The 17965-nt window shown below is 68.9% G+C and carries 16 protein-coding genes; 10 read left to right on the top strand and 6 right to left on the bottom strand.

Features of this window, described 5'->3' with window-relative positions:
* Window positions 1-24: 24 nt before the first annotated feature.
* The gene (locus QH168_RS02825; protein ID WP_280232792.1) at window positions 25-1656 is read right to left on the bottom strand and encodes an ABC-F family ATP-binding cassette domain-containing protein; all 1632 of its coding nucleotides are present in this window, start codon (window positions 1654-1656) and stop codon (window positions 25-27) included.
* Window positions 1657-1932: 276 nt separating this feature from the next.
* Between QH168_RS02825 and QH168_RS02820 the strand changes: the two genes are divergently transcribed.
* Window positions 1933-2697, top strand: a complete 765-nt coding sequence (locus QH168_RS02820; protein WP_280232791.1) for an SDR family oxidoreductase — start codon at window positions 1933-1935, stop codon at window positions 2695-2697.
* 51 nt (window positions 2698-2748) lie between these two features.
* Here QH168_RS02820 and QH168_RS02815 read toward each other — a convergent pair whose 3' ends face one another.
* The 3 genes from QH168_RS02815 to QH168_RS02805 all read right to left on the bottom strand — a co-directional run bounded on the left by QH168_RS02815 (window position 2749) and on the right by QH168_RS02805 (window position 7023).
* Window positions 2749-4953: an MMPL family transporter gene (locus tag QH168_RS02815; protein ID WP_280232790.1), complete on the bottom strand. Its 2205-nt coding sequence runs from the start codon at window positions 4951-4953 to the stop codon at window positions 2749-2751.
* 264 nt (window positions 4954-5217) lie between these two features.
* A complete protein-coding gene (locus QH168_RS02810) occupies window positions 5218-5607 on the bottom strand; it encodes a PaaI family thioesterase (RefSeq protein WP_280232870.1) in 390 nt (129 codons plus the stop codon).
* 288 nt (window positions 5608-5895) lie between these two features.
* Window positions 5896-7023 (bottom strand): PucR family transcriptional regulator, encoded by a 1128-nt coding sequence (locus QH168_RS02805; RefSeq protein WP_280232789.1) that lies wholly within the window; start codon window positions 7021-7023, stop codon window positions 5896-5898.
* 189 nt (window positions 7024-7212) lie between these two features.
* On the opposite strand from QH168_RS02805, the gene QH168_RS02800 reads away from it, so the two are divergent.
* Window positions 7213-7623, top strand: a complete 411-nt coding sequence (locus QH168_RS02800; protein ID WP_280232788.1) for a nuclear transport factor 2 family protein — start codon at window positions 7213-7215, stop codon at window positions 7621-7623.
* Between the two features lie 69 nt (window positions 7624-7692).
* Here QH168_RS02800 and QH168_RS02795 read toward each other — a convergent pair whose 3' ends face one another.
* Entirely contained in the window at window positions 7693-8406 is a 714-nt protein-coding gene (locus QH168_RS02795) for a hypothetical protein (RefSeq protein ID WP_280232787.1), read from the bottom strand.
* Between the two features lie 107 nt (window positions 8407-8513).
* On the opposite strand from QH168_RS02795, the gene QH168_RS02790 reads away from it, so the two are divergent.
* From QH168_RS02790 to QH168_RS02765, 6 genes are all read left to right on the top strand, one after another.
* The gene (locus tag QH168_RS02790; RefSeq protein WP_280232786.1) at window positions 8514-9560 is read left to right on the top strand and encodes a FecCD family ABC transporter permease; all 1047 of its coding nucleotides are present in this window, start codon (window positions 8514-8516) and stop codon (window positions 9558-9560) included.
* The gene (locus tag QH168_RS02785; protein WP_280232785.1) at window positions 9557-10663 is read left to right on the top strand and encodes a FecCD family ABC transporter permease; all 1107 of its coding nucleotides are present in this window, start codon (window positions 9557-9559) and stop codon (window positions 10661-10663) included. Before QH168_RS02790 ends, QH168_RS02785 begins: the two co-directional genes overlap by 4 nt.
* A complete protein-coding gene (locus QH168_RS02780; protein ID WP_280232784.1) occupies window positions 10660-11529 on the top strand; it encodes an ABC transporter ATP-binding protein in 870 nt (289 codons plus the stop codon). Before QH168_RS02785 ends, QH168_RS02780 begins: the two co-directional genes overlap by 4 nt.
* Before the next feature lie 78 nt (window positions 11530-11607).
* Window positions 11608-12000, top strand: coding sequence for a BlaI/MecI/CopY family transcriptional regulator (locus QH168_RS02775; protein WP_163821665.1), 393 nt, complete (start codon window positions 11608-11610; stop codon window positions 11998-12000).
* 47 nt (window positions 12001-12047) lie between these two features.
* Window positions 12048-12986: a M56 family metallopeptidase gene (locus QH168_RS02770; protein WP_280232783.1), complete on the top strand. Its 939-nt coding sequence runs from the start codon at window positions 12048-12050 to the stop codon at window positions 12984-12986.
* Window positions 12979-14310 (top strand): DEAD/DEAH box helicase, encoded by a 1332-nt coding sequence (locus QH168_RS02765; RefSeq protein ID WP_280232782.1) that lies wholly within the window; start codon window positions 12979-12981, stop codon window positions 14308-14310. Before QH168_RS02770 ends, QH168_RS02765 begins: the two co-directional genes overlap by 8 nt.
* Window positions 14311-14413: 103 nt before the next feature.
* Here the strand turns inward: QH168_RS02765 and QH168_RS02760 are convergent, their stop codons facing one another.
* Window positions 14414-15262: a helix-turn-helix transcriptional regulator gene (locus QH168_RS02760; RefSeq protein ID WP_280232781.1), complete on the bottom strand. Its 849-nt coding sequence runs from the start codon at window positions 15260-15262 to the stop codon at window positions 14414-14416.
* 139 nt (window positions 15263-15401) lie between these two features.
* On the opposite strand from QH168_RS02760, the gene QH168_RS02755 reads away from it, so the two are divergent.
* Together QH168_RS02755 and QH168_RS02750 are read left to right on the top strand one after the other, a co-directional pair.
* Window positions 15402-16181, top strand: coding sequence for an NAD(P)H-dependent oxidoreductase (locus QH168_RS02755; protein ID WP_280232780.1), 780 nt, complete (start codon window positions 15402-15404; stop codon window positions 16179-16181).
* A gap of 290 nt (window positions 16182-16471) precedes the next feature.
* Window positions 16472-17911 (top strand): GuaB1 family IMP dehydrogenase-related protein, encoded by a 1440-nt coding sequence (locus QH168_RS02750; RefSeq protein ID WP_280232779.1) that lies wholly within the window; start codon window positions 16472-16474, stop codon window positions 17909-17911.
* The last annotated feature ends 54 nt before the right edge of the window (window positions 17912-17965 follow it).

Raw genomic sequence — 17965 nt, 5'->3', positions numbered from 1 at the left:
ATCAACGGATTCCGGTGATGAAAATCACGCGAGCTGAATCAGTTCCAGGTACTCGGCCGACCAGTGGTCCTCGGTGCCATCGGGCAGCAGGATCACCCGCTCGGGTGAGAGCGCTTCGGCCGCACCCGGGTCGTGGGTGACGAGCACGACCGCGCCCGCGTAGGTGCGCAACGCGTCGAGCACCTGTTCACGCGAGACCGGGTCGAGGTTGTTCGTCGGCTCGTCCAGCAGCAGCACATTCGCCGCCGAGGACACCAGACCGGCCAGCGCCAACCGCGTCTTCTCACCACCGGACAGGGTGCCCGCGGGCTGATCCAGCTGCGGGCCGGTGAACATGAAGGCGCCGAGCAGACCGCGCAGATCCTGCTCACCCGCGTCCGGGGCGGCGTGGCGGATGTTCTCCCAGACCGTGGCGTTGTCGTCGAGGGTGTCGTGTTCCTGGGCGAAGTAGCCCACCTTCAGCCCGTGCCCGGCGACCAGACCGCCCGCGGTCGGCTTCTCCACCCCACCGAGCAGGCGTAGCAGCGTGGTCTTACCCGCACCGTTGAGGCCGAGCACCACGACCCGGCTGCCCCGGTCGATGGCCAGATCGACGCCGGTGAAGATCTCCAATGAGCCGTAGACCTTGGTCAGGTTCTCCGCCATCAGCGGTGTCTTACCGCAGGCCGCGGGCTCGGGGAACTTGATCCGCGCCACCTTGTCGGCCACGCGCACATCGTCGAGTTCGGACATGAGCCGCTCGGCGCGCTTGACCATGTTCTGTGCGGCAACGGCTTTGGTGGCCTTGGCGCCGAGTTTGGCGGCCTGGGCACGCAGCGCCGAGGCCTTCTTCTCGGCGTTGGCGCGTTCCCGGCGGCGGCGCTGTTCGTCGGTGGCGCGGGCGTCGAGGTATTTGTGCCAGCCCATGTTGTAGACGTCGGCTTCACCGCGTACCGCGTCCAGGAACCACACCTTGTTCACCACGTCGGCAAGCAGTTCGACATCGTGGCTGATCACGATCAGCCCGCCTTCGTGGCTCTGGAGGAATCCGCGCAGCCAGGTGATGGAATCGGCGTCGAGGTGGTTGGTCGGCTCATCGAGCAACAGGATGGTGTCGGAGCGGCCGCCGCTGCCGTCGGAGGCGGCGAACAGGATCCGCGCCAACTCGATGCGGCGACGCTGACCACCGGACAGGGTGCGCAGGGCCTGACCGAGCACCCGGTCGGGCAGACCGAGGCTGTTGCAGATCCGGGCCGCCTCGCTCTCGGCGACGTAGCCGCCCAGCGCGGAGAACCGCTCCTCGAGCCGACCGTACTTGCGGACCGCGCGATCGCGTTCGGTCTCGTCGGCCACCTCGGCCATCAGCGCCTGCTGCTTCTCCATATCCCGGATCAGGGTGTCGAGGCCGCGCGCCGACAGCACCCGGTCGCGGGCCAGCACGTCGAGGTTGCCCTCGCGGGGGTCCTGCGGCAGATAGCCGATATCGCTCGAGCGCAGGATCTTGCCCGCGTAGGGTTCACCCTCACCGGCCAGGATGCGCAGGGTGGTGGTCTTGCCCGCACCGTTGCGCCCGACCAGTCCGATCCGGTCACCCGCCTGCACTCGTAGGGCCGGCCCCGGGGCCGACAGCAGTGTGCGGACTCCGGCCCGGACTTCCAGGTCGGTCGCGGTGATCACAGATGTCTCCTCGGCGCGTGGTTGGGGTTGCTGCTCGATTGTGCGATGCGATGCGCACAAGAACCACCGATTTTACCTGCCGTACGCCTCCGTCCGGACATCCGGCGGACGTGAGAGGCATTACCCTCGCCGCCACCCTGCCATGCGGGTCGGCTATCGCACGCTCCGCCGGACGCACCGGCCGGTACCTCGTCGGTCCGCCGTTGAGGCTGCCCGGCACCTGGCCGATCCCCGGCACGGCCCCATCAGCGCAGGACTGAAGTAACGTGACCTCACATGACTACGGATCTGTTGGGCAAAAGCGCGCTGGTGACCGGGGCCAGCCGCGGAATCGGTCACGCGGTGGCCGCCGAACTGCTGCGCCGCGGCGCGAATGTGCTGATCACCGCACGCAAGGCGGAGCCGCTGGAGCAGGCGGCCGCGCAGCTGCGCGAACTCGGCCATCAGGGCGAGGTGGTGGCGCTGGCGGGCAACTCCGGTGACGCCGAGGCCCGCGCGGCCGCGGTGGACCGCGCGGTGACCGAATTCGGATCGCTCGACATCCTGATCAACAACACCGGCATCAACCCCGTGTACGGCTCGCTCATGGAGGCCGACCTCGATGCCGTGCGCAAGATCTTCGATGTGAATGTGGTCGCCGCGCTCGGCTACATCCAGCAGGCCCATCGGGCGTGGATGGGCGAGCACGGCGGCGCCGTGGTCAATGTGGCCAGTGTGGCGGGTATCCGGTCCACCGGTGTGATCGCCGCCTATGGCGCCTCCAAGGCCGCGCTGATCCGGCTCACCGAGGAATTGGCCTGGCAGCTCGGTCCGAAGATCCGGGTGAACGCCGTGGCGCCCGGTGTGGTGAAGACATCGTTCGCCGACGCCCTGTACTCGGCCGATGAGGAGGCCGCGGCGCGGGTGTATCCGCTGAAGCGGCTCGGCGTGCCCGAGGATGTCGCGCGGCTGATCGCCTTCCTCGTCTCGGCGGAATCCGGCTGGATCACCGGCGAGACCGTGCGGGTCGACGGCGGGCTGCTGTCCACCGGCGGAATCTAGCGGTAGGTCGGGTCGGTGGCGTCCGCATCCGCGCGGACACCACCGTCGCGGTCAGACCTTGACGGGCTGACGCCAGTCGTCCTCGCCGATCCGGGTCGGCGGCAGCGACGGCCCCTCCTCCAGCCCGTACCGATCGTGCAGGCGGCGCAGCGGGCCGGGCGCCCACCAGTTCCAGTCGCCGAGCACCTTCATCGCGGCGGGCAGCAGGAATCCGCGCACCAGCGTCGCGTCCACGAGCACCGCCAGCGGTAGGCCGATGCCGAACGCCTTCATGAAGGTGATGTCGGAGGCGAGGAACCCGAGGAACACCAGCGAGATCAGCACCGCGGCGGCGGTGACGATACGGCCGATGCGCTCGAGACCCACTGCGATGGCGACGTCGTTCTTACCGGTCTGGTCGTACTCCTCGCGGATCCGGGCCAGCAGGAACACCTGATAGTCCATGGCGAGGCCGAAGGCGACGCCGAACAGCATGACCGGCACCGTGGCGGGCAGATCGCCGGTGACCGTGAAATCGAGCAGACCGGACAGATGCCCGTCCTGGAAGATCCAGACCAGCGCGCCGAAGGTCGCGGTGAGGCTGAGGAAGCTGAGCACCACCGCCAGCAGCGGCAGCACCACGCTTCCGGTGAGTAGGAACAGCACCACCAGCATCACCAGAATGACGAAACCGAGCGCGATCGGCAGCGTCGAGACCACCTCGTCGATGGCGTCGGCATTGGCCGCGGCCACCCCGCCGACCAGCACCGCCGACGGCGCCTCGACCGCCCGGACCTCGTGCACGATCCGGTCCAGCGCGGCCGGATCGGTCGTATCCGGCACGACCGACAGATAGGCGGCCGATTCCGCGGCGAACTGATCGTGGCGGTCGGCAGCCGGGGCGAGCAGGCCACCGTGGGCGTAGCTACCGGTGGCGGTGTCGACGCGCTGGACGTCGTCGATATCGGAGATCCGGCGCGCGTAACTGTCGAGACCGGATTTGTCCTCGGGCAGCACGATGAACAGACCGCTCTGCTCGGTGACGGTGAAATCTCGTTGGATCGCCTCGGTGACCTGCCGGTTGTTCATCGACTCCGGTAGTGACCGTTCGTCGGGGAAGCCGAGCTTGATACCGAGGAATGGCGCGCCCAGCACCAGTAGCAGCGCCGCCACGGCGAGGCCGATCGGCACCGGCCGCCGCATGACGGCCGTCGCCAGCCGATGCCAGAAACCTTCGCCGGGCGCGGGCCGCGGCGCCCGGAAGAACCAGCCGAGTTGCCCCTTGTCGATGCGGGTGCCGACCAGATAGAGGATCGCGGGCAGCACGGTCAGCGAGACCGTGGCCGCGATCACCGCGACGGCAAGCCCGGCATAGCCCATCGAGCGGACCGCGAGCAGCGGGAAGAACAGCAGCCCCGACAGGGCCACGGCGACGGTGGCGGCGGAGAAGGCCACGGTGCGCCCGGCCGAGCGCATGGTGGCCGCGACCGCAGGGCCCGGGTCGACACCGGCGACCAGTTCGTCGCGGAATCGGTTGATCATCAGCAGGCTGTAGTCGATGGCGAGGCCGAGCCCGAGCAGGGTGGCGACATTGGTCGCGGTCGCGGCGAGGTCGGTGGCCAGGGCCAGCAACCACAGGGTGCCCATGGTGATCATCACGGTGACCACGGCGACCAGCAGCGGCAGACTGGCCGCGACCAGGCCGCCGAAGACGAACAGCAGCGCGATCAGCGTGATCGGGAAGGCAATGGATTCGCCCATGACCACGTCCTTTTCGCTCTGCTGCACGGTTTCCCGCAGCAGCATGGCGTAGCCGCCGATGCGCACCTGGACCGGGCCGTGGCCGCCTTCGAAGCGTTCGGCGATATCGCCGACCCGGCGGTCGACCTCGGCCTCGTCACCGAGAATGCTGGCCACGATCAGGCCCTTGCGCCCATCGGCGCTGCGCAGGGCCGGGATCTCGTCGGTCCAGTAGGAGGCGACGCCGGTGACATCGGCCTCGGTCTTCAGATCGCGCACCAGTTCGGTGGCGGCGGTGGCGATCTCGTCGTCTTCGATCGAGCGGTCCGCTTCGACCAGCAGGACCAGGTTCGGCGGGGCCTGTCCGAAGATATCGGCCAATGCTTCGGTAGCCCGGCTGGATTCGCTGTCGGGGGCGATGTATCCGCCGCCCTGTACCTTGTCGAACAGGGTCGAACTCAACATCCCCATGGCCAGGGCGAGCACCGCGAACACGGCCAGAATCTGTCGGCTGCGCCGCCTGGTCAGTCCCAACACAGCCTTATCCCTCACTCCCGCGCCCACGATGGGGCGCCACCCTTCTCACGTGCACTCGGGTGACGTCGGCCACCGGGGCGTCGCGGCCGACGCCCGCGCGATCGTAACAACCCGCGCGGCAAAGCCGCTGAGCAAGAAGGGTTTCCATCGGCTCGCCGCTACGGGATCGCGGTCGCTACGGATTAGCCGACCGAGCGAGCGTGGTCGGGGATCGCCGGGCTACGGCACCGCCACCGCGGCCACCGGCGTGCGGAAAGCGCGGAATCAGGACTGCTTGGGCAGGTTCTGCAACCGCACCTGACCGCGTGCCACCAGCCGACCGGTCTCGTCCGTGATCACGACCTGCCACAGTTGCTGGAGGCGGCCCTGATGCAGCGGGGTGGCCTCACCGACCAGCGTGCCCTCACGAACGGCGCGCAGGAAGTCGGTGCTGTTGTTCACGCCGACCACATTGCCCTGTTCGCCGTACCAGACACCGCCGCCGACGCTGGCCAGCGATTCGATGACGGTGCAGAGCACGCCACCGTTCTGAATACCGGCCGGTTGGTGCAGCCGGGGGGTCACCTCCCATTCGCCGCGCACCAGATCCGGGCCGACGGCGGTGTAGCGCAGGCCGATCAGATCGGTGAAGGTGCCCTTGCTGTACTCGGTCATCAGTCCGGGGGTGATGTCGGCCAGCGAGGTGGGCGCGTCGGTGTGCTGTTGCGTCATGGATCCACCTTTACACCACCGGTGCCGGGCCGCCCGCGGGCGGAACCCCGAGACAGAGCGACGGGCCCCACCGAAGTGGAGCCCGTCGCGGCAATGGATCGGGGGTCACCGCAGCCCTCGGGACTCTCGCACGATCCGTACGCCGGACATGAGTATAGGTCAGGCTTACCTAACTAGGCAACCCGTTGCGCAACCGAGCCTCGACACGGCCGCGGACCTGCCCGAAGACGGTCACGCTCCCCGACCGCCGGGCGCCCGGAGCAATCGGGCCTGCAAGGCCAAGTACAGCCGTGCGGCGTCGGCTGGCACCGCCAGCACGACTCCGGTCAGCTGTTCGACCCGCTTGAGGCGGTGCAGGACCGTATTGCGGTGCAGGTGCAGATGCTGCCCGACGGCCGCGGTCGAGCCCGCGAGTTCGAACCAGGCCGACACGGTGCGGACGAGATCGTCGGCGTCATCGGGGCGGAGGCCGTCGAATGCGGCGATCGTCTCGCCGAGCACATCGGTGGCGAGGTCGGGGTGGGCCGCGATCAACGCGCGCGCGGGCGATGACGCGTACCAGTGGATGTCGACATCGCCGGGGCCCAAGCATCGAAAGGCCAGGCGGGCCTGCTCGAGCGCGGCGGGGGCGCTGGCGAGATCTTCGAACGGTTTGCTGGCACCCGATCGAGACCGCACGCAGCGCAGAGCCTCCTCGACGCCGTGGGCGGACCGCGCGGCGACCAGGGTCACCTGATCGCCTGCGACTACGGTGCGGATGGTCGTCACGCCCGAAACATCGAGGCAGCTATCGCCGACCAGGATGACGAATGCGCCACCGACCGGAAGACCCAGCTGTTCGCCCGCCCGCGCGCGATGCGCCGGAGGGAGGGCGGGATCGAGCAGCGCTCGCAACAACCGCGGTTTGGGCCGTTCGTCACCGGCGGCCACGATGCGCCGGTAGGAATCGGCTGCCGCGACCGAATATTCGTCCACCGTCGCCCACACCACGGTCGACAGTCGCGACAGCGCGGGCCCATCGGCGTGGTCGGCACGTTCGACGATGATTTCCCAGAACGCCAATCCGGCCAGGCGGAAGGCGTGCAGCAGGCTGTCCAGCGAGACCCCACGCTCGGCTTTGAGACGTCCGGTGCGGCGGGCGGGCTCGAGGGAATACGGTGCGCCCGCGATGGCGTCGAGCATGGATGCGAGATTGTCGGTCACGACGGCTGTCAGCTCGTCGTGATCCAACGCGGCAGCGCTGTAGTCCTGCTCGTCGTAGTTGATTCTGGCGGTGACCTTTTCGGAGATTTCGGCCAGGTCCGCACGCAGTCCCCGCAGCAGTGGGGTGGATTCGGCGGACGGTGAGTCCCAGGTCACCGGAGTCAGTTTAATTTCCGTTGTGCGGGCGCACAGCGAAATGCCCGAAGCGCAGGCGTGCGCCCGTCGCCACGAGGGCCAGGTGGCAGAGACACTGAATGCCTGCGATCAGTATCGAATTCCAGCGACCGGCAGCCGGTTCCGACCCGATAGGGATCCGGTCGGGCACAACATCCCAGGACGGAAGTCATGAGCACAGCAACCCGCGAATTGTTCGACCGCTATCACGCCTGCTGGGCCGACCACGACCCGGACCGCATTGTCGAGCTGCACTCCGAGGACTCGGTATTCCACCTACATTCGGGACAGGGTCCGGCACGGGGCCGGGCCGCCATCCGACAGGCCGCGGCGGGTACGTTCGCCCTGGTACCCGACCTGACCTTCCAACTCGTCTCGTTGCGCGTCGGCGAGGATTTCTGGGTGGTGCAGTGGCATCTGACGGGAACATCCGCGACCGGCAATCCGGTAGCCGTCGACCTCGCGGACTTCGTGCTGGTCGAGGACGGCGCCGTCAAGGAGAAACATTCCTATGTGGACGGCGTCGCCATGCAGGCCGCCGTCGGCCCGGCGACCCTCGACCGAACGCCCTCCGCCCGATAGCCGTTCGGCGCCGTCGACGACGACGCCGAACACCACCGCCGCGCGATCCGTCCCCCGGATCGCGCGGACTCACCACACCAGGGCGCCCGTGGCCCGGCGCACCGGCAGACCGCGCTCCTCCAACGCCATGAGCAGGCCCTGACCCCGGCGCATACCGACCGCCGCATCGGTGCGGGCCAGATCGGGCACGTATGTCGCGGCGCCCGAGACGGATTCACCGACCAGGCTCCAGAACCGACGTGCGCTCAGACCCGCGCATCGGGTCAGACACTCCTGGATCAACGTCAGCGACGGCTCGCAGCGATGGGCCAGCCAGACGAACATCGCCTCCTCACACGGCAGCCCGACCACGCCCTGCTCCCCCACGGCCATATCGTCGTCGATCGCGCGGATGGTGGTGTCCACCAGGCCCGCCCAGTCGATGCCGCCATCGTTGTCGGTGTGGATCCAGAGGTTCTCCAGACCCGGATCCCAAGCACGCCCCTCGGCGACGAGCAGCGCGACCACGCGGCCGATCACGGCGTGGATGAGCGCGGTGGCGACGACCTCGGCGGCGGTATCGGCGCTGATCATCTCCGCCGCGTGCCGCCGGTACATCAGTTCGATCCGACCTTCACGCAGTCCGTCGGCCAACCGCCACCAACGGCGTTTGCCCTGGTCGGCCATGGCGGCCACGGCATACACTCGCGGATGCTCGGGCTGCAAGGCCCGCAGCCGGGTACAGGCTCGCCCGAAGGCCGGCTGGGTGGTACGGAACGTGCCAGTAGTCGCGAGTTCGGGCATCGAACCTCCTCGGGGTGGACTCCGTCGCGATGTCACTCGGAAGATAGGTTAGCCTTACCAGACCTAGCAAGTATTGCGTCGAACACAGTGAGGAGTCTTTCGCCGCCGTGACCGCCCTTGCGACCATGAGGCGGCGTCGTATCACCGGTCTCCTGCTGCTGACCGCGCTGCTGGGGCTGACGCTGATCGCCAGCGTCGCGATCGGTACCCGATCGCTGGCCCCGTCCACCGTGTACGACGCCCTCGACCACGCGCTGTCCTGCGCGAACGGACCGTTCAGCTGCGCCGCACTGTCCACCGAGGAGGAGATCGTGCGCGGGCTGCGCCTGCCGCGCACCGCCCTCGCCCTGGTCACCGGACTCGCGCTCGGCATGGCGGGCGCCCTCATCCAGGGCTACACCCGCAACCCGCTCGCCGACGCCGGACTGCTCGGCCTGAACGCGGGCGCGGCGTTCTTCGCGGCACTGAGCATGTACCTGTTCGCATTGACCGCACCGGAGCAGTACATCTGGTTCGCGTTCGCGGGCACGCTGATCGCCGGACTCATCGTGTTCGGCGCCTCATCGATCGGCGCCGGCGCGGCCAGTCCGTTGAGCCTGGTGCTCGCGGGCGCCGCGGTCACGGCGTTCCTCCAAGCGATGACCAATGCGATCGTCACCCTCGATACGAGCGCGCTCGACAGCTACCGGTTCTGGGTGGTCGGCGAGGTGGCCGGTCGTGGTCCCGAGGTCTTCTGGCAGGTACTGCCGTTCCTCGGCGCAGGCGTGGTGCTGGCCTTGATCGCCGCGCCCGGTCTGAATCTGCTCGGCCTCGGCGACGATGTGGCCCGTGGTCTCGGCGTACACATCGGCCGCAGCCGGGCGCTCGGGCTGGCCGCGGTGGTCCTGCTGTGCGGGGCGGCGACGGCGGCGGTCGGGCCGATCGCATTCATCGGGCTGGTGGTTCCGCATATCGCGCGCGTGTTCACCGGTCCCGACAACCGGTGGCTGATCCCCTATTCGGGACTGTTCGGTGCACTGGTGCTGCTGATCGCCGATACCGCGGGACGGGTCGTGGCGCGGCCGGGTGAACTGCAAGTGGGCGTGATGCTGGCCGCGATCGGCGCGCCCTTCTTCATCGCACTGGTCCGGCGACGAAAGCTGGTGAGCGTATGACCGTCTCGCTGACCAAAACCGCGGAGACCGAGGTGCCGCGAGTGCGCGCGGCGCTGCGGGTGGGCCCGATCTCGCTGCTGTGGCGACCGCGCATGGTCGTGATCATCGCGGTGCTGGTCGTCGCGCTGTTCGGTCTGTTCTGCCTCGATATCGCGCTCGGGCAGACCACTCTCGGGTTCGGCAAGGTCCTCGACGTCCTGGCGGGCGGCGGCAGCCGATCACAACGCTTCATCGTGTTCGAATCCCGACTCCCGCGCGCGATGACCGCCGTGGTGGTCGGCGCGGCGCTCGGCATCGCCGGTGCCATCACCCAGTCGATCCTGCACAATCCGCTCGCCGCACCGGACTTTCTCGGTATCACCTCCGGGGCCGCGCTCGGCGCGGTCGCGGTGATGGTCGGCACCGGCGGCGCGACCACCGGGCTTGCCGTTTCGCTCGGCACACCGGTCGCGGCCATGGTCGGTGGTCTCGGCACCGCCGCGGCCATCTATCTGCTGGCCTGGGGACGCAACCCGGTCGGCGGCAGCGGCGTGACGGTGATGCGACTGGTGCTCATCGGGGTCGGCGTGAATTCGCTGCTGCTGTCGGCGATCAGCTGGATGCTCACCCGCGCCAGCCTCGAAGACGCCGCCCGCGCCCAGCTGTGGCTCACCGGTTCGCTCAATTCCGCCGACGACACCAAACTCGTCCCGGCCGCGATCGCGCTGCTGATCGTGCTGGTCGTCGCGGTCGTTTCCGCCCGCACGCTGGCCGCGTTGCGCCTGGGCGACGACACCACCCGTGTGCTCGGTGTCCGTATCCAGTCCCAGCAGGCGGTATTGATCGGCGCCGCGGTGATCGGTGCGTCGGTGGCGACCGCGGCGGTCGGCCCGGTGGCCTTCGTCGGGCTGTGCGCCCCGCAGATCGCTCGCCGGGTGCTGCGCACGCCGGGCGAACCGCTCATCGGTTCGGCGGTGATCGGTGCGATCCTGGTAGTCGGCGCCGATATCGTCTCGCGCACGCTGTTCCCGGTCGAATTGCCGGTCGGCATCGTGACGGCGGCCATCGGCGGCCCGTTCCTGCTGTTGTTGCTCATACGTGTGAATCGGAAGGCCACGCTGTGAAGACCGGAGAAGCGCCGCACCACGCCGCACATCGGCTGGCAGCCGATGGCGTCACCCTCGGCTACGGCGAACGGATCATCGTCGACGGACTGAGCCTCGATATCGCCCCCGGCGTCATCACCACCGTGATCGGCCCGAACGGCTGCGGCAAATCCACCCTGCTGCGATCGCTGGGACGGCTGCTGAAGCCGAGCAATGGTCAGGTTCTGCTCGACGGTAAGGCGATCTCGTCGATGAAGACCAAGGACGTCGCGCGCATCGTCGGCATGCTGCCGCAGACGCCGGTGGCGCCGGAGGGGCTCACCGTCGCCGATCTGGTCTCGCGCGGACGTCATCCGCATCAGTCCTGGATCCGACAATGGTCGGCCACCGACGAATCCGAGGTCTTCACCGCCCTGGAACAGACCGGTATCGCCGATCTGGCCGACCGTTCGCTCGACGAGCTGTCCGGCGGTCAGCGGCAGCGGGCCTGGATCTCGATGGCACTGGCCCAGGGCACCGACATTCTGCTGCTCGATGAGCCGACCACCTATCTCGATCTGGCGCATTCGCTCGAGGTGCTGGATCTGGTCGACCGGTTGCACGATGAACTCGGCCGCACCGTGGTGATGGTGCTGCACGATCTCAACCTGGCCATCCGCTACAGCGATCGGCTCATCGTCATGCGCGACGGGCGGATCATCGCCCAGGGCTCCCCCGCCGACATCATCGACGCCGAACTGCTGCGCGAAGTGTTCGGGCTCGAGGCCACCGTGCTGGAGGATCCGATGTCCGGGCGGCCGATGATCGTGCCGATCGGGACCAGGCATGTGCTCGGTACCGCGGGCGGTCCGGCCCGCGTCGACACTCCCGCCGACGGAGTATGACCAATACCACACCCGATACCAGCCGGTTACGACACCCTGTAGTACGCATCAGCGTCGTTGAGTCCGTAAAATTGTGGAATGGCAGGACTTGGTGAACTCGAGAAAGCGGTCATGGACCAGTTGTGGTCGACCGACGAACCGCAAACGGTCCGGCAGGTGCACGAAGCGCTGTCGGCGCGCCGCGAGCTCGCGTACACCACGGTGATGACGGTGCTCCAGCGTCTGGCGAAGAAGAACCTCGTCGTTCAGCGGCGCGATGACCGCGCGCACCGCTACGCTCCGGTGCATACCCGTGACGAGCTGGTAGCAGGCCTCATGGTCGATGCGTTGCAGCAGGCAGAGGAGGCGGGCAGCCGTGCCGCCGCCCTCGTGCACTTCGTGGAACAGGTCGGGAAGGACGAGGCTGCGGCGCTGCGTGAGGCACTCGCTAAGCTCGAAGCAGATGAGGACACCGCACCACCGTCACCGTGACCGCGGTGTCTTCGACCCCTGGCCCCACAACGCAGTGAGCTGAGTCGATGAACGCAACCGCGCCGGTCTTCGCCGGTCTCGCATTGCTTCTCGCGGGGCCTGCACCAGCCCTGCTCGCCCGGGCGAAGTGGACATACCGCACGCCACGGGCCGCATTGGTGCTGTGGCAGGCCATCGCGCTGGCCGCCGTGCTCAGCGCCTTCGGTTCCGGTCTCGCGATCGCCAGCGAGCTGCTGGTGCCCGGCGAGGACGGCCGGCCAACCACTTCGCCGACCGATGAGATCGATGCGCTCGGGTTGCCGCTGTGGCTGGCCTATGTGTTCGTCTTCGCGCTCACCCTGATGGTCGGCGCGCGCCTGATCTACGCCGCGATCCGCGTCGGCGTGCACACCCGCCGACGCCGCGCCCGCCACCGGATGCTGGTCGACCTGCTCGACCAGAGCGGACCGGAGCGCCGGGCCGCCGATATCCGGGTGCTCGCCGCGTCCGAACCGATCGCCTACTGCCTGCCCGGCCTGCGCCAGCGGGTCGTGGTGAGCGCGGGCACCCTGGACAATCTGGACGAGCGTGAACTCACCGCGATCCTCAGCCATGAGCGGTCACATCTGCGTGCCCGCCACGATCTGGTGCTGGAGGCGTTCACCGCCGCGCACGAGGCGTTCCCGCGGTTCGTCCGCAGTAAATCCGCGCTCGATTCGGTGAAACTGCTGATCGAGCTGCTCGCCGACGATTCGGCGGTCAAGGTGACCGGCCCCAAGCCGCTGGCGCGGGCGCTCGTGGCCTGTTCGAAGTCCTCCGCGCCGCAGGGCGCCCTCGCCGTCGGCGGGCCGAGCACCCTGATCAGAATCCAGCGGTTGTCCGGTCCGCTCGGCGATGTGCGGATCGCGGTCGCCGCCTATCTGGGTTCGCTGGCGATTCTGGTGGTGCCGACGCTGGCCGTCGCGATTCCGTGGCTGGTCGAGTTGACACGGCTGTTCCGTGCCTGAACCGGCCACCGCCCCGGCCACATTCGCCGCGCTCGGGTTACCGGTCGTGCTCGTGCACGCGCTGGGCCGCGAAGGTATCGGCGCACCGTTTCCGATCCAGGCGGCGACCATCCCCGATGTGCTCGCCGGACGCGATGTGCTCGGGCGGGCGCCCACCGGCTCGGGCAAGACCCTCGCCTTCGGACTGCCCATGCTGGTGCGCCTGGCCGGTGCGCCCTCGGCACCGGGGCGGCCGCGTGGACTGGTGCTCGCGCCGACTCGGGAACTGGCGGTGCAGATCGAGAGCGCCCTGGATCCGGCTGCCCTGGCGTTGGGTCTTCGCCTCGGGACCGCGGTCGGCGGGATGCCGATCAAACGTCAGGCCGAGCGGCTCGGGCGCGGAGTGGACCTGCTGATCGGCACCCCCGGCCGGCTGGCCGATCTGATCGCCCAGCGGTCGCTGTTCTTGGACGCGGTGCGCGTCACTGCCATCGACGAGGCCGATCACCTCGCCGAACTCGGTTTCCTCCCGCAGGTGCGTGTCCTGGTCGATCAGGTACCCGCCGACGCCCAGCACCTGCTGTTCTCGGCCACCCTCGACGACGCCGTCGACGAGGTGGTCCGCCGCTATCTGCGTGATCCGCTCACCCACTCCGCCGACCCGCTACCCGAGACCGCGGCCGCTCCCGCCGCCACCCACCACCTCCTGCACCTGCGCAAAGCAGATAAGCGCGAGGTGATCGCCGAGATCGCCGCCCGCGACGGCCGGACCCTGCTGTTCGTGCGCACCCAGTACGGCGCCGACAAACTCACCGGACGCCTGCGTGAGGCCGGGATCGTGGCGCAGGCGCTGCACGGGGGGAAATCCCAGAACAACCGCAACCGGGTGCTCGCCGCCTTCGCCGACGGGTCGGTGCCGGTGCTCGTCGCCACCGACGTCGCCGCCCGCGGGATCCACGTCGACGATATTTCGCTGGTCGTGCATGTCGATCCACCCGCCGATCCGAAGGACTACGTGCACCGCGCCGGTCGCACCGCCCGCGCGGGCGCCACCGGCGCCGTCGTCACGCTCGTGACCGAGGATCAGCGCGCCGAGGTCACCGCGCTCACCCGCAGCGCCGGAATCGACGCCGCCGAGGTGGACGTCGCACCCGGCGATCGCCAGCTGCGCCGTCTGACCGGCGCTCGTAAGCCACCGGGCGCCCCGGTGCCGGCGCCTACCGAAGCAGCAGAGCCGACACCATCCCGCCGCCCCACACGACCCGGCGACACACCGAGGAACCCCCGGCGCCGCACGGAACACACTGCACGTTCCGGGGCTCGCCGCAACCGTCGCGCACGCTGACCGCGCCCGAAGCACGGCGACCAAACCCCACCCGTCGCTGGTACGTCCCATGCCGGGCATGGCGCCCGTATCGAGGCGTTCCGGCCGCGGGTGGGCGGTCGAATTACTCGCGGACCTGATTGCTCACTGTGGGATGTGCGTCACCCGAGTCCACACCCAGGCCCGCGAGCAGGCGTAGCCCGTCCTCGGCGGGGCTGCCGGGTGACGCGGACAGCACTATCAGCTCCATGCCTGTTTCATCCGGGAGTGCGAAATTCTCCTGATGCAGTTCCAGCAGTCCGACCAGGGGATGCCGGTATGCCTTGCGCCCATGTGCGCGGGCCCGCACGTCCGCGCGAGCCCACAGGCGGCGAAAACGCTCGCTGCCCATCGCCAACTCGCCGATGAGCGAGGCCAGGCGCGGATCCTCGGGGTACTTACCGGCGGCCAGACGCAGATGCCCGACCACATCGAGGGTGCATTGCTCCCAGTCCGCGTACAGGCCGCGCTCGGCCTCCTCGAGAAAGATGTGGCGGGCAGTGTTCAGACCCGGGATCGACCGGCCATAGAGGAGTCCGGCGAGACGGTTCGCGGCGAGCACGTTCATACGATGGTCCATGATCAGCGCGGGTGCGTCAGCGACCAGATCGAGGATGCGCAGCAGCTCCGGCCGGACCCGCCCGCCCGGCGCCTTCGCCCGCCGACGGCGCTGCCGGGCGAGCCGGTAGAGGTGCCCGCGCTCGGTCTCGTCGAGGCCGAGGACCCGGGCGAGCGCGTCGAGGACCTGCTCGGAGGGCTGGGTCGCGCGGCCCTGCTCCAGGCGCACGTAGTAGTCGACACTGACTCCCGACAGGTGCGCGACCTCCTCGCGGCGCAGCCCTTCGACCCGACGATGCCGATCGGTGGAGATGCCGACGGCTGCCGGGTCGACTCGGGATCGCCGGGTCCGCAGAAAGCCCGCAAGATCGTCCATGCCCCCAAGTATGGCTGTGGTGGCGCTGGTGAAGGTGGTCCTGCCGGTACCAGGAAGTCCAGTCCGATGGAAGAGCGGCCCCTGAACACCGGCCACCGCGACGCCCAGGATCGAAAGCACCCGATCCGAAGGAGTTCTGATGAAGACGCTGATCGTCTACGCCCACCCGGAGCCGAAGTCGCTGAACAGCTCGCTGAAGGACCTCGCGGTGTCCACGCTGGAGGCTGCCGGGCACGAGGTGCGAGTGAGCGATCTGTACGCGATGAACTGGAAGGCGATCCTCGACGCCGCGGACTATGGCCCCGAGGCTTCGAGTCCGCTGAAGGTCGCCCGGGACTCGGGCCGGGCCTTCGACGCCGGGACACTCGCCCCGGACATCCGCGCCGAGCAGCAGAAGCTGCTGTGGGCCGATACGATCATCTTCCAGTTCCCACTGTGGTGGTATGCGATGCCCGCGATCCTCAAAGGCTGGGTGGACCGAGTGTTCACCTACCACTTCGCATACGGGGTCGGCGAGCACAGCGACACCAAGTATGGTGAGCGCTTCGGCGAAGGCACCCTGGCGGGCAGGAAGGCCCTGCTGTCGGTGACCGTCGGGGGCCCGGAGTCGCATTACGCGGCCCGAGGTATCAACGGTCCCATCGATGATCTGCTGTTCCCGATCCAGCACGGCATCCTCTACTACCCGGGCATCGACGTACTGCCGCCGTTCGTGCTGTACGGCGCCGACCGGATGACCGACGAGAACTACCCGGACCTCGCCAAGGCATGGGAGCAGCGTCTGCTCAGCGTGGAATCGACCGAACCGATCGCGTTCCGACAGCAGAACTTCGGTGACTACCAGATCCCCTCGCTGCATCTGAAGGAAGGACTGGAGCCAGCGGGCCGCACAGGTTTCGGGCTGCACGTGCGCGGCTAGCGACCGGCCGCGAGATCAGGCCGGGTTGGTCGTCATCGCCCCGCGTGGCGACCCTGGCCACCGGTTGGGACGCGAGGCAGACGAGTTCGTCCTCGGTGAACGCCATGGGGGTGACTCCCTTCCTCCGTGCCGGACCAGGCAGATCGCGGGCTTCGCGCGCCCGAATCGACCATCGCCCATGGGTCCGTGCGGCGCAACCACCGGCGCGTCCAGGGCCGCCGTGCAGCTGGCGGCCCTGGACCATGGCGAGAACGGCACACGTTCGGTGCGACGCGATTACCATCGGTGCAGTGCAGTTTCTCCCTGGACATCAGCCGCCGTACGACCTGACCTACGACGACGTCTTCCTCGTCCCGAACCGGACGGATGTGGCGTCGCGGTTCGACGTCGATCTGGCGACGACCGACGGGTCGGGCACCACCATTCCCATCGTCGTGGCCAATATGACCGCCGTGGCCGGGCGCCGCATGGCCGAAACCGTGGCGCGCCGCGGTGGCATCGTGGTCCTGCCGCAGGACCTGCCCAACAATGCCGTCGCCGATACCATCGCCTTCGTCAAGAGCCGGCCACTCACCGCCGACACCCCGGTCACCCTGCGGCCGGAGCAGTCGGTGTCGGAGGCCGTCGCGTTGATCCACAAGCGCGCGCACGGCGCCGCCGTGGTGGTCGACGAGCACGGACGCCCGGTGGGCGTGGTCACCGAATCCGCCTGCACCGATGTCGACCGGTTCGCCCGGCTGGGCGATGTGGCCGCGACAGATTTCGTCACCGCACCCGTCACCGCGCAGCCGCGCGAGATCTTCGACCTGCTCGAGGCCGCACACGCCACCCTGGCCGTGCTGCTCGCCGAGGACGGCACCCTCGCGGGCGTACTCACCCGCACCGGCGCGATCCGCACCGGTATCTACGCCCCCGCCGTCGACGGTGCGGGCAAGTTGCGCATCGCCGCCGCGGTCGGCATCAACGGCGATGTGCCCGCCAAGGCGAAGGCCCTGGTGGACGCGGGCGCCGATCTGCTCGTCGTCGACACCGCGCACGGCCATCAGGTCAAGATGCTCGAAACCCTGCGCGCCATCCGCGATCTCGGACTCGGTGTGCCGCTGGTGGCCGGTAACACCGTCTCCGCGCAGGGCACCCGCGATCTGGCCGAGGCCGGCGCCGACATCATCAAGGTCGGTGTCGGGCCCGGCGCCATGTGCACCACCCGCATGATGACCGGTGTGGGCAGGCCACAGTTCTCCGCCGTCGCCGAATGCGCCACCGCCGCACGTGAACTCGGTGTGCACATCTGGGCCGACGGTGGCGTCCGCCATCCCCGTGACGTCGCCCTCGCACTGGCCGCCGGTGCGTCGAACGTGATGATCGGCTCCTGGTTCGCCGGCACCTACGAATCACCGGGCGATCTGCGCGTCGACCGCGACGGCAACGCGTACAAGGAGAGCTTCGGCATGGCCTCCAAGCGCGCCGTCGCCGCCCGCACCGCCGGTGACAGCGGCTTCGACCGCGCCCGCAAGGCGCTGTTCGAGGAGGGTATCTCCAGTTCGCGGATGCGCCTGGACCCCGAACGCCCCGGTGTCGAGGACCTCATCGACCACATCTGCTCCGGTCTGCGCAGCGCGTGCACCTACGCCGGTGCCCGCTCACTGGCCGAATTGCACGACAAGGCCGTCCTCGGCGTGCAGTCCGCCGCCGGATTCGCCGAGGGGCGGCCGCTGCCGAGCGGTTGGTGAATCAACCCGGACCGGCCCACGCCGCGACGTGCGTGGGCCGGTAACATGAGGGTT

The sequence above is a fragment of the Nocardia cyriacigeorgica genome (assembly GCF_029868385.1).
Classification (GTDB): Bacteria; Actinomycetota; Actinomycetes; order Mycobacteriales; family Mycobacteriaceae; genus Nocardia; species Nocardia cyriacigeorgica_F.
Note: the sequence above shows the minus strand (reverse complement) of the source record. Positions and strands in the feature narration are given on the sequence as shown.

Excerpts from the sequence above, each read along its gene's own strand:
- QH168_RS02820 (WP_280232791.1), top strand. The coding sequence starts at position 1,933 with ATGACTACGGATCTGTTGGGCAAAAGCGCGCTGGTGACCGGGGCCAGC.
- QH168_RS02810 (WP_280232870.1), bottom strand. The coding sequence starts at position 5,607 with ATGACCGAGTACAGCAAGGGCACCTTCACCGATCTGATCGGCCTGCGC.
- QH168_RS02800 (WP_280232788.1), top strand. The coding sequence starts at position 7,213 with ATGAGCACAGCAACCCGCGAATTGTTCGACCGCTATCACGCCTGCTGG.
- QH168_RS02795 (WP_280232787.1), bottom strand. The coding sequence starts at position 8,406 with ATGCCCGAACTCGCGACTACTGGCACGTTCCGTACCACCCAGCCGGCC.
- QH168_RS02785 (WP_280232785.1), top strand. The coding sequence starts at position 9,557 with ATGACCGTCTCGCTGACCAAAACCGCGGAGACCGAGGTGCCGCGAGTG.
- QH168_RS02775 (WP_163821665.1), top strand. The coding sequence starts at position 11,608 with ATGGCAGGACTTGGTGAACTCGAGAAAGCGGTCATGGACCAGTTGTGG.
- QH168_RS02770 (WP_280232783.1), top strand. The coding sequence starts at position 12,048 with ATGAACGCAACCGCGCCGGTCTTCGCCGGTCTCGCATTGCTTCTCGCG.
- QH168_RS02760 (WP_280232781.1), bottom strand. The coding sequence starts at position 15,262 with ATGGACGATCTTGCGGGCTTTCTGCGGACCCGGCGATCCCGAGTCGAC.
- QH168_RS02755 (WP_280232780.1), top strand. The coding sequence starts at position 15,402 with ATGAAGACGCTGATCGTCTACGCCCACCCGGAGCCGAAGTCGCTGAAC.